Raw genomic sequence first — 11,210 nt, 5'->3', positions numbered from 1 at the left:
AACACACACACCCCCCACATTCATATTTGCATAACCCGTGACCTTCCCCAGGCGGGGTCGGGGGGCGGGGGGGGGGGGCCGCCCCGCCCCCGCCCCCAGCCCCGAGCCGTACCCGGAGAGAACGAGAATCCGTGCACCCCACGCTGACTCCGTTCCTGGCTGAATCCGGTTCGTGGATCCATTTCGATGTGGACACGTTCCTCGGACAGTTCTGGAACAACACGTTCGACGGGCTGACCCAGGGGGCGATCTACGCGCTGATCGCACTGGGCTACACGCTCGTCTACGGTGTCCTCAAATTGATCAACTTCGCCCATTCCGAGGTCTTCATCGTCGGCACGTTCGCCGCTTGGGTGACGTTCTATCTGCTCGGCTTCCGGCCGGGCGCCGACCCCGTGCTGGGCGTCGGGGAACTCATCCTGTACCTCGGGCTCGCGCTGATCGCCGCGGTGGCGGTGTCCGGCCTGACCGCCGTCGGCCTCGAGCGCGTGGCCTACCGGCCGCTGCGCAATCGCAACGCGCCGAAACTCGTCTTCCTGATCACCGCGATCGGCGCGTCGTTCGCGCTGCAGCAGACCCTGAAGCTCATCTTCGGGCTCAACGCGCAGCGCTCGATCCGGCTGCTCACCCCGCAACCGCTCTTCGAGATCTTCGGCACCAAGATCACCGACCGCGACATCCTGATCGTCGTCGCGTCGGTCCTCGCCTGGCTCGTCGCGGACTACTTCGTCAACCGCACCAAGGTGGGCCGCGGTATCCGCGCGGTCGCCCAGGACCCGGACACCGCGACGCTGATGGGCGTCAACAAGGAACGGGTCATCATCGTGACGTTCCTCGTCGGCGGCCTGCTCGCCGGCGCGGCGGCGTTGTTCTACCTGATGAAGATCCCGTCCGGCGCGATCTACAACGGTGGCTTCCTGCTCGGCATCAAGGCGTTCGCGGCGGCGGTGCTCGGCGGTATCGGCAACCTGCGCGGCGCGCTGCTGGGCGGGCTCATGCTCGGCATCGTCGAGAACTACGGCCAGTCCCTGTTCGGTGGCGAATGGAAGGACGTCGTCGCGTTCGTCGTCCTGGTGCTGGTCCTCATGCTCCGCCCGACCGGCATCCTCGGCGAATCACTCGGGAAGGCACGGGTATGACCACGCAGAACACACCCGCGCGCCCGTCGATCCGGGAGCGCTGGAACAGTCTGAGCCGTCCCGTCCAGTGGGGCATCCTCATCCCGCTGGTCGTGCTCATCTACTTCCTGCCGTGGCTGAACCCGCCACTGCTGGCGACCACGGGTACCGACTTCCCGACCGCGATGTTCGACGTCGCCCGCTACGCGCTGGTGGCTGTCGGCCTCAACGTCGTGGTCGGCCAGGCCGGGTTGCTCGACCTCGGGTACGTCGGGTTCTTCGCCGTCGGCGCCTACGTCGCGGCGTTGTTCACCAGCCCGAGTTCGAGCCTCGCGAAGCTGCCGTACATCTGGACGCTGCCGCTGGCGATGGCGATCACGATGATCTTCGGCGTCATCCTCGGCACACCGACACTGCGGCTACGCGGCGACTATCTCGCCATCGTGACGCTGGGCTTCGGCGAGATCATCCGGCTCATCGCGGACAACGTCGGCCCGTTGCGCGGGCAGTCGGGGTTCGAGCGGGTCGGGACCGACACCGCGGGCAAACCGTTCCTGGCCAACGCGAGCCTGTGGTACGTCTTCACGGTCACGATCATCATCGGCATCCTGCTTCTGGTGGGGAACCTGGAACGCAGCCGGGTCGGCCGTGCCTGGGTCGCCATCCGGGAGGACGAGGACGCCGCCGAGATCATGGGCGTGGCGACGTACAAGTTCAAGATCTGGGCGTTCGTCATCGGCGCCGCGATCGGCGGCCTTTCCGGTGCCCTGTACGCCGGGAAACTGCAGTTCGTCAACAACCAGTCGTTCGACGTGGTGACCTCGATGCTGTTCCTGGCGGCCGTGGTGCTCGGCGGCGCCGGTAACAAGGTGGGCGTGCTGCTCGGCGCGGTCGTCGTGGCCTACCTGCCGCTGCGGTTCGTGCAGATCGCCGAGTACAACTACCTCATCTTCGGTATCGCGCTGATCATTCTGATGATCTTTCGCCCGCAGGGGCTGCTCGGCGCGCGCCAGCGGTTGCTGGCGCGGGGGAGGCAGGCATACCAGCGATTGCTCGGCAAGAGCGAGCAGATCAGCGGGGACAGCGCGCTCGCCGCGGAACCGACCCCAGGGGGCAAGGCATGACGCAGCCACAGGACGGCGCCAAGCCGGTCGAAGGCGGCCTGGTGGCCGAGGTCGAGCAGATGACCGAGGAGGAGCGCGCCGAGCACTTCGCCGAGGTCGCCGAGGTGGTCGCGCCCGACCGTGACATCGCGGTCGACGTCGGCCAGACCTTGCTGGAACTGCGGGACGTCACGGTGCGGTTCGGTGGTCTGGTGGCGCTGGACTCGGTGTCGTTCGGGATCCGCCGCGGCGAGATCCTCGGGCTCATCGGGCCGAACGGCGCGGGGAAGACGACGTGCTTCAACGCGATGACCGGTGTCTACCGGCCCACCTCGGGCAAGGTGCTGCTGGAGGACAAGCCGCTCGGCAAGGCGAACCGGCACACGATCACCCAGCGGGGGATCGCGCGCACGTTCCAGAACATCCGGCTCTTCGCCGAGATGACCGCGCTGGAGAACGTCGTCGTGGGGGCGGACGCCCGCCACAAGACGAGCGTGCTCGGCGCGCTGCTGCGGCTCCCTCGGCATCACCGTGAGGAACGCGAAGCGGTGGACCGCGCGATGGCGCTTCTGGAGTTCGTGGGCATCGCCGACCGCGCCGCGGAGAAGGCGAAGAACCTGCCGTACGGCTACCAGCGCAGGCTGGAGATCGCGCGGGCACTGGCCACCGAGCCGAAACTGCTCTGCCTCGACGAGCCGGCCGCCGGGTTCAACCCGGCGGAGAAGGAAGAGCTCATGGGGCTGATCCGGACGATCCGCGACGACGGCTACACCGTCCTGCTGATCGAACACGACATGAAACTCGTCATGGGCGTGACCGACCGGATCGTGGTGCTGGAGTTCGGCAAGAAGATCGCCGAAGGAGTGCCGGCCGAGATCAGGGAGAACCCCGCTGTGATCGCCGCCTATCTGGGAGTGCCCGACGATGACGTTGCTTGAGCTGTCCGATGTGTCCGTCCACTATGGCCGGATCCAGGCCGTGTCCGGACTGTCCATCACGGTCAACGAGGGCGAGATCGTCACGCTGATCGGCGCCAACGGCGCGGGCAAGTCCACCACGATGCGGGCGATCTCCGGGATCCGCCCGGTGTCGAACGGGACCATCACCTTCGCCGGGGAGAACATCACCCGGTTGCGGGCCGACCTGCGGGTGGTCCGCGGGATCTCGCAGGCGCCGGAAGGCCGCGGGATCTTCCCCGGCATGACGGTGATGGAGAACCTCGACATGGGCGCGTACGCGCGCAAGGACCGCAAGAACCTCGGCCCCGATCTGGACCGCGTGTTCGAGCTGTTCCCGCGGCTGGCCGAACGCAAGAGCCAGGCGGGCGGCACGATGTCCGGTGGTGAGCAGCAGATGCTCGCGATCGGCCGCGCGCTGATGGCGAAGCCGAAGCTGCTGTTGCTGGACGAGCCCTCGATGGGGCTGGCCCCGCAGTTCATCCAGCAGATCTTCCGGATCATCACCGAGATCAACAAGCAGGGCACCACGGTGCTGCTCGTCGAGCAGAACGCGCAGCAGGCGCTTTCGCGGGCGCACCGGGCGTACGTGCTGGAGACCGGGCGCATCACGAAGTCCGGTACCGGCAAGGAACTGCTGGCCGACAACAGCATCAAGGAGGCCTACCTCGGCGTCGGCTGAGGTCGGTCGAAGGTCCGTGAAGGCCTCCTTACCGGCGCTCAGCGCCGGTAAGGAGGCCTTCACGGCTTTCCGGGGGTAGCACAACCGGTGGTTGTGATCGGCGCCGGAAAGGCTGTTGGACCCGCCGGGGGTGGACGCGGTTTGCTTATCCCGTAAGGAAAACAACGCACTGGGAGGCAGACCGTGGGAACCACCGCACAGCAGGAACAGATCGTCGGCGAGGCGGCGGGCGTGCCGTTCGTGGCGCTGCCGCCGGCGGGTGACGCCCCGGCGCCGCTGGTCGTCGCCTGGCACATGATGTCGCCGCCGTGCACCGAGGTCGCGATGGCGGCCGCGGTGCCGATGCGCGGCCTGCGCGCCTGGCGTGTCCACTTCGGACTTCCGATGCACGGACGCCGCCTGCCGCCCGGTGGCTACGAGGAGTTCTTCCGGCTCGCGAGCGAGGACAACGTCCTCAACGTCGTCGAGCCGGTCACCGAGCAGGTGGCGCAGGAATTCCCGGCGGCGGTGGCGGACCTGCGCTCGCGGCTGTCCATTGCGGACGGTCCGATCGGGATCGCCGGCGGTTCGGCGGGTGGTGCGGCGGCGATGGAGGTGCTGGCACGCGGTGAGGTCCCGATCGCCGCGGCGGCGCTGGTGAACCCGGTGGCCCAGCTGACGCCCGTGGTCGCCGCGAACGAGCGGCGGTACGAGGTCGTCTACCACTGGTCCGCACGTTCGCGTGCGGTCGCCGAGCGCTACGACTACGTGCGGCGGGCGGACGAACTCGCGGCCGACGTGCTGCTCGTGATCGGCGAACAGGACGACGTCGCCATCCGCGAGCCCGCGGCGGCGCTGGCCAAGGCGCTGGGGGACCGGGGCGAACAGGTGATCATCCCCGGCATGGCGCACGAACTGGCCGAGGCACCCGGAATCGAAGCGGCGCCGCAGACCGAACACGCCCGCGCGGTGGACGCGGAACTCACGAAGTGGTTCGCGCGGCGCCTGAGCGTATGAGCATTTCCGTGTCGGCGCGCGGCAGCCAGGTGTGCGCCGGGTCGCGGGCGCACCAGTCCTCCTCGCGGCTGGTACGGCCCGCCAGCGCGAGCAGCCGCCGCAGGCCGGGGCTCTGCTTGCCGCGGCGCCAGGCGAGCGACCACGGGAACAAGGGAGACGGCTCGAATGGCAGCACCCGCAGCCCGAGGTCGGACGCGAGTTCCATGTCGGCACCGGCCAGGGTGACCCGGAGCTTGCCGTAGCGAGTCTGCTCCAACGTGTGCCGAAGGTCGTAGGTGACCCCGGAATCGTCGATCGGCACGTCGAAATCGGCGCAGAGTTCGCGGACGTAGGAAACCCATTCGGCGGGGCCGCCGAACTGGGGGAGCCAAATGCCCTCGGTCCGCAGATCGCTCAGCCGCACGGCCTCGCCCGCCGCGAGCGGATGTTCCGGGGCGAGCAGCGCGACCAGCGGTTCGAGCCGGACGACCCGGTGCTCCAGCTCGTCCGGCAGCGTCCGGCCGCAGCCGCCGACCCGGCCGAACGCGGCGTCCAGCTCACCCCGCAGCAGCGGATCGACCGCACTCACGAAACCCGGGCCGCTGATCCGGTCGACGCGCAGACCGGGTTCGCGTTCGGCGAGCCTGCGCAGCAGGAACATCGGGGAGAGCCGCGGGTCGATCACGTGCAGACGGAGCGGCCGCTCCTCGGCGTTCATGGCCGCGACGGCGGCGTCGGCCGCGCGGATCAGCTCGCGGGCGTGGGGGAGGAGCCGCTCGCCGTCCTCGGTGAGTTCGACCGCGCGGTTCGAGCGGACGAACAACGTCGTGGACAGGGCGTCTTCGAGCTTGCGGATGCGCTTGGACAGCGCCTGCTGGGTGAGGAACAACGATTCCGCCGCCCGGCTGAAGTGCCGCAGGTCCGCCGTCACGACGAACGCCCTGACCTGCGCGATATCGAGGTCCATCCCGCCTCCCCGAAATGCCCTTAAGGCCACCTTACGGGCGTCTGACGCCCGTAAGGTGGCCTTAAGGGAACGTGTGTCAGGACCCCGGGGCGGCGCTCAGTACGGCGCAGGTGAGGCGCGCGGTGCAGGTGCGGCGGCCCTGCTCGTCGGTCAGCACGATCTCCGCGGTGATATTGCTCCGCCCGACGTGCACCGGGGTCGCGACGCCGGTGACGAGCCCGGAGCGGACGGCGCGGTGGTGGGTGCAGGACAGCTCCAGCCCGACCGCGGCCCGGTCGGCCCCGGCGTTGAGCGCGGCCACCGTCGAGCCCAGCGCCTCGGCGAGCACGGCGTTCGCGCCGCCGTGCAGCAGGCCGTACGGCTGCAGATTGCCCTTGACCGGGATCGTGCCGACCACGCGCTCGGGCGTCAGCTCGAGGATCTCCAGCCCGATCTTGTCGTTGAGCTGCTGGTCGGCGACCGCGGGGTCGACACCCTGGAACGGCTGGAGGGCTTCGCTGCCCTGGTGGTTCGTCACACAATGCTCCTATACCCATGCGACACGTAAGAGTGTCGGACCCTCAGCCTAGACTCGCTCCCGTGAGCCCGAGTGAGAACCAAACCGTAGCCAACGCCACAGGAACCGCCACCACCGGTGCGCGGCCGAAACTGCTGCTCATCGACGGCCATTCGATGGCCTACCGTGCCTTCTTCGCCCTGCCCGCGGAGAACTTCCGCACGAAGACCGGGCAGGTCACGAACGCGGTCTTCGGGTTCACCTCGATGCTCATCAACCTGCTGCGCGACGAGGCGCCCACGCACCTCGCCGTCGCGTTCGACCTGTCCCGCAAGACTTTCCGCTCGGAGGCCTACGCCGATTACAAGGCGAACCGCAGCACGACGCCGGACGAGTTCAAGGGGCAGGTCGGCCTCGTCGAAGAGGTGCTCGGGGTGCTGAACATCCCGGCGCTGACCAAGGAGAACTACGAGGCCGACGACATCATCGCCACGCTCACCACCCAGGCGGTCGCGGACGATTTCGACGTGCTCATCTGTACCGGCGACCGCGACGCGCTGCAGCTGGTCAACGAGCACGTCACGGTGCTCTACCCGAAGCGCGGGGTGTCGGAGATGACCCGGTTCACCCCGGACGCGGTGGAGGAGAAGTACGGGCTCACGCCCCGGCAGTACCCGGATTTCGCCGCGCTGCGTGGCGACCCGTCGGACAACCTGCCCAGTATTCCCGGCGTCGGCGAGAAGACCGCGGCGAAGTGGATCCGCCAGTTCGGCTCGCTCGGCGAGCTGATCGACAGGGTCGACGAGGTCAAGGGCAAGGTCGGCGACGCGCTGCGGGCGCATCTGACGGCGGTGTCGCTCAACCGGCAGCTCACCGAGCTGATCCGCGACGTCGAGCTCGAGGTCGGGCCGTCCGGTCTGGAGCTGCGGCCGTGGGACAGGGAAGCGGTGCACCGGATCTTCGACGAGCTGGAGTTCCGCGTCCTGCGTGACCGGCTGTTCGCGACGCTCAGCAGTGCCGAGCCCGAGGCGGACGAGGGATTCGAGGTCAGCGGGAGCGCGCTCGCGCCGGGTGGGCTCGCCGCCTGGCTGTCCGCGCACGCGCAAGGGGAGAAGCCGGTCGCGGTGTCCTTCCGCGCCACCGGTGCGTCGGTCCGGTCGGATCTGAAGGCGATGGCCTTCGCAGCGCCGGACGGCGAGGGCGCGTACCTCGACGTCACCAGGATGGACGAGGCCGACGACAAGGCACTCGCCGAGTGGCTGGCGGACCCGAAGGTCCGCAAGATCGGCCACGATCTCAAGGTGCCGCTGCACGCTGTGCGTGCGCGTGGCTGGACCGTCGCCGGGCTGGAGATGGACACCGCGCTGGCCGCGTACCTGGTGCGGCCCGGCCAGCGCACCTTCGAGCTGGACGATCTGGTGCTGCGGTACCTGCAGCGGGAGCTGCGGTCCGAGGCCGCGGGTGACGACGGCCAGCTGTCGCTGCTCGACGGCGGGGCCGAAGGCCTGGAGCAGAAGGAAATCACCGACGAGCTGGTCAAGGCACGGGCCATCGCCGAACTGGCGGTGGCCCTGGCCAAGGAGGTCGAGGAGACCGGGGGCACCGGCCTGCTCGCGGAGCTGGAACTCCCGCTGCTCGAGGTCATCACCGAGCTGGAGATCGCCGGGATCGCGGTCGACATCGAGCAGCTGACCGAGCTGGAGGCGCACTATCTCGGCCGGGTGACCCAGGCGGCCGAAGAGGCGTACGCGGTGATCGGCAAGCAGATCAACCTCGGCTCGCCGAAGCAGCTGCAGGTCGTGCTGTTCGACGAGCTGGGCATGCCGAAGACCAAGCGCACCAAGACCGGCTACACCACCGACGCCGAGGCACTGCAGGGCCTGTTCGAGAAGACCGAGCACCCGTTCCTGCAGCATCTGCTCGAGCACCGGGACGCCACGAAGCTGCGGACCACGGTCGAGGGACTGATCAAGTCCGTCGCCGACGACGGCCGGATCCACACCACGCTGCAGCAGACCATCGCCGCCACCGGGCGACTGTCCTCTGTGGACCCGAACCTGCAGAACATCCCGGTGCGCACCGAGGAAGGCCGCCGCATCCGGGACGCGTTCGTCGTGGGCGAGGGCTACGCGGAGCTGATGACCGCGGACTACAGCCAGATCGAGATGCGGATCATGGCGCACCTGTCGCAGGACGAGGGGCTGATCGAGGCCTTCAACAGCGGCGAGGACCTGCACACGTTCGTGGCGTCGCGGGCGTTCTCGCTGCCGCCCGAGGAGATCACGCCGGAGCTGCGCTACCGCGTCAAGGCGATGTCGTACGGCCTGGCGTACGGGCTGTCGGCTTACGGGCTCTCGTCGCAGCTGCGGATCTCCACCGAAGAGGCCAAGGCGCAGATGGACGCCTACTTCGCCCGGTTCGGCGGAGTGCGGGACTACCTGCACTCGGTGGTGGGCGAGGCCGCGAAGGTCGGCTACACCGAGACGATCTTCGGGCGCCGCCGCTACCTGCCGGACCTCAACAGCGACAACCGGCAGCGGCGGGAAATGGCCGAGCGGATGGCGTTGAACGCGCCCATCCAGGGCAGCGCGGCGGACATCATCAAGGTCGCCATGCTCAACGTGCACCGCGCGCTGGTCGAGGCGAAGCTGCGCAGCCGGGTGCTGCTCCAGGTACACGACGAACTCGTGCTCGAGGTCGCCGAGGGCGAGCGTGACGAGCTCGAGAAGCTCGTGCGTGAGGGGATGGGCTCGGCTTACGCGCTCGCCGTGCCCCTGGAGGTTTCCGTCGGCTACGGCCGCTCCTGGAACGAGGCCGCGCACTAGCGAGGCGAAGGGGACTTTCGTCTCGCCCCACGAGAGGAAAGTCCCCTTCGGCTACTCGTGCTCAGAGCCCGCCCACCTGTTGGCTGATCCAGGTACGCACGCTGCTACTGGCGATATCGACGTAGATCGACGGTCCCTCACCACAGTTGTCGGTGGTTCCCGCGCTGTCGGTGCCGATCTGCTGCCAGACACCGTTCACCTTCTTGATCTGCGGGCCACCGGAGTCGCCGTAGCAGTCACCACCGCTGTTCGGATTGTCGGTGCAGATCTCGGTCGCTCCGGTACCGCACTGCTGGTCCGCGACTATCGAGGTGTCCAGTTCCTGGTTCATCCGCGGAGCACTGCCACAACCAGGTTGGGGACAGGTCTGGCCCCAGCCGAGGATCCGGGTGGGGGTGCCCGCCGACCCCGAGTCCGTGGCGACAGGAATGGGGGCATACGACACCGAGTTCGCCAGTTGCAGCAGTTTCACGTCATCCCGGGGGTCGCTGACGCCGCGGGTCACGCGCACGACGGTGCCGCCGGAGGTGCGGTCATTACTGCCCACCCGCACCGAGGACGGCGTCGGGCAGTGCTTGGCGGTGATCGCCCAATTGGCCTTGATCAGCGATCCGGTGCAACCACCGACGTAAACCATGAAAGGATACGCCTCGCTCGCTGGGCGGCCACCGACGATGGCGGTGATCGGACCGCCATCGGCTGTCGCACTGGCGCTCGTGGGAACCAGTCCGAGTATCGCCGTGGTCAACGCGATGAACAGGCTTGTCAAAGAAAAGCGACGTGACATCGGGACTCCACTTCGCCGCCCACGACTCAGTCCGCCGAACTGCCGAGACATCAACCGGGCCGAGGTGAACTGGCTTACCGGGGAACGGGGACACGGCATTTTATTGCCGCGTCATCCGCTCCCGCACCCGGCGTTCGTAGGGATTTCTTGTTCCGGCCCGGAATAAACGTCCGCCGCGGCAGCACACCCGGCGACTGGCTGAAAATCCTTTGTGGACAGTGCGGAGCAGGTGTGCGCGAACTGGCGCGATTCGCCGGTTCGAGGTCACTCTCAGGTGGAAGCACCAGGGCTGAGATCCGCTGTCGGCTCGTCGTTGGCGGTTATGAGGGCGTCGCCGAGCGGGGTCAGCTCGTGCCGCACGCTCCGGCCGGTGCGCCTGCTGACGACGAGCCCGGCGTCGCGCAGCGCGGCGGTGTGCTGGGAGACGGACGGCGCGCTGATACCGGCCAGCCGCGCGAGCTCGCCGGTCGTGCGGGGCTGCCGCAGCGCGACCAGAACCGCGGCCCTGGTCGGCCCCAGCAGCCTGGCCAGCGCGCGTGCCGGCCGGCGGGCTATGACGTCGAAGGCGGGCCGGGCGGGGTAGATCAGGACGTGCCGGTTCGTGTCGCGCCAGGGGTGCATGAACAGCGGGCGGCCGGACCACACCGCCGAAGGCATCAGCTCGATTCCGGCGCCGTGGGGAGTGACGTCGATTTCCTTCGGGTGGGCGAGCGTCAGCACGCCGTCGTGGTAGCGGAGCCCGGGATGCAGCGAACCGAACGCGGTCGCGGCATCATGCCAGGGGAACGCCGGCGCCCGCACTGCGATGTCCTGGCGGAACCCGGCGTCGAGCCGATCTCGCCTGGGCAGGACGTCCCGCCGGTACCAGGCCCGCAACGCCCGGTTGACCAGCCGCCGTTCCTCGGCGTCGCCGTCTGCGAGATTCCGGACCCACAGCGGGATCGCGCGGTCCGGCGGCCAGATCCGGGCCAGCTCGGACCGCAGCACCGCGCGTGGTGCCGCGTCCACCAGCGAGAAACCGTGCTCGGCGTCCGCGACGAGCGGGTCGAGGAAGGTGGGACCGCGTGCCTGCGCGTTCACCATCGACAGCAGCGGACCGATTTCGGCGGGCAGTGCCGCGCGGCGGCCGGGAGGGGCACACAGGCGCTCGCTCAGTGCCAGCACCGAATCCAGCAGCGGTGCCGGGCTCTCGGCGAACCGCAGGCCGCCGAGATCCGCGTCGGTGAGATGGATTCTGAGCACGCGGCTCCCGGCGTCGTCTCGGCTGTGTCGCCGCGCAAAATTTTAGGGGAAGCCAAAAA

Annotated in this window: 10 protein-coding genes; 6 read left to right on the top strand and 4 right to left on the bottom strand. The window is 68.7% G+C overall.

What is annotated here, in order from left to right:
• Positions 1 to 131: 131 nt before the first annotated feature.
• From ACFWY9_RS11860 to ACFWY9_RS11840, 5 genes are all read left to right on the top strand, one after another.
• Positions 132 to 1,139, top strand: coding sequence for a branched-chain amino acid ABC transporter permease (locus ACFWY9_RS11860; RefSeq protein ID WP_378328218.1), 1,008 nt, complete (start codon positions 132 to 134; stop codon positions 1,137 to 1,139).
• Positions 1,136 to 2,242, top strand: coding sequence for a branched-chain amino acid ABC transporter permease (locus ACFWY9_RS11855; protein WP_378328217.1), 1,107 nt, complete (start codon positions 1,136 to 1,138; stop codon positions 2,240 to 2,242). Before ACFWY9_RS11860 ends, ACFWY9_RS11855 begins: the two co-directional genes overlap by 4 nt.
• The gene (locus ACFWY9_RS11850) at positions 2,239 to 3,159 is read left to right on the top strand and encodes an ABC transporter ATP-binding protein (RefSeq protein WP_378328216.1); all 921 of its coding nucleotides are present in this window, start codon (positions 2,239 to 2,241) and stop codon (positions 3,157 to 3,159) included. Before ACFWY9_RS11855 ends, ACFWY9_RS11850 begins: the two co-directional genes overlap by 4 nt.
• On the top strand, positions 3,146 to 3,859 hold the full coding sequence (locus ACFWY9_RS11845) for an ABC transporter ATP-binding protein (protein ID WP_378328215.1): 714 nt from the start codon (positions 3,146 to 3,148) through the stop codon (positions 3,857 to 3,859). Before ACFWY9_RS11850 ends, ACFWY9_RS11845 begins: the two co-directional genes overlap by 14 nt.
• 183 nt (positions 3,860 to 4,042) lie before the next feature.
• Complete coding sequence (locus ACFWY9_RS11840) at positions 4,043 to 4,855, top strand: prolyl oligopeptidase family serine peptidase (RefSeq protein WP_378338815.1); 813 nt, start codon at positions 4,043 to 4,045, stop codon at positions 4,853 to 4,855.
• On the opposite strand, the gene ACFWY9_RS11835 is transcribed toward ACFWY9_RS11840, so the two are convergent.
• Both ACFWY9_RS11835 and ACFWY9_RS11830 read right to left on the bottom strand, forming a co-directional pair.
• Positions 4,821 to 5,801, bottom strand: a complete 981-nt coding sequence (locus tag ACFWY9_RS11835; RefSeq protein WP_378338814.1) for a LysR family transcriptional regulator — start codon at positions 5,799 to 5,801, stop codon at positions 4,821 to 4,823. The genes ACFWY9_RS11840 and ACFWY9_RS11835 overlap by 35 nt on opposite strands.
• A 76-nt stretch (positions 5,802 to 5,877) precedes the next feature.
• Positions 5,878 to 6,318 (bottom strand): PaaI family thioesterase, encoded by a 441-nt coding sequence (locus ACFWY9_RS11830; protein ID WP_378327115.1) that lies wholly within the window; start codon positions 6,316 to 6,318, stop codon positions 5,878 to 5,880.
• A 62-nt stretch (positions 6,319 to 6,380) separates the two neighbouring features.
• Here ACFWY9_RS11830 and polA point away from each other — a divergent pair, with 62 nt between their 5' ends.
• A complete protein-coding gene (gene polA, locus ACFWY9_RS11825; RefSeq protein WP_378338813.1) occupies positions 6,381 to 9,122 on the top strand; it encodes a DNA polymerase I in 2,742 nt (913 codons plus the stop codon).
• A gap of 61 nt (positions 9,123 to 9,183) precedes the next feature.
• Here the strand turns inward: polA and ACFWY9_RS11820 are convergent, their stop codons facing one another.
• Positions 9,184 to 9,909: a S1 family peptidase gene (locus tag ACFWY9_RS11820; protein WP_378338812.1), complete on the bottom strand. Its 726-nt coding sequence runs from the start codon at positions 9,907 to 9,909 to the stop codon at positions 9,184 to 9,186.
• Between the two features lie 270 nt (positions 9,910 to 10,179).
• Positions 10,180 to 11,151 carry an ArsR/SmtB family transcription factor gene (locus ACFWY9_RS11815; RefSeq protein ID WP_378338811.1) on the bottom strand — a complete coding sequence of 324 codons (972 nt, stop codon included), beginning with the start codon at positions 11,149 to 11,151 and terminating at the stop codon, positions 10,180 to 10,182.
• Positions 11,152 to 11,210: the final 59 nt, after the last annotated feature.

Source organism: Amycolatopsis sp. NPDC059027, assembly GCF_042739735.1.
In the GTDB taxonomy this organism is placed as follows: domain Bacteria; phylum Actinomycetota; class Actinomycetes; order Mycobacteriales; family Pseudonocardiaceae; genus Amycolatopsis.
The sequence above is the reverse complement of the archived record's forward strand: the minus strand, read 5'-3'. Positions and strand labels throughout refer to the sequence as shown.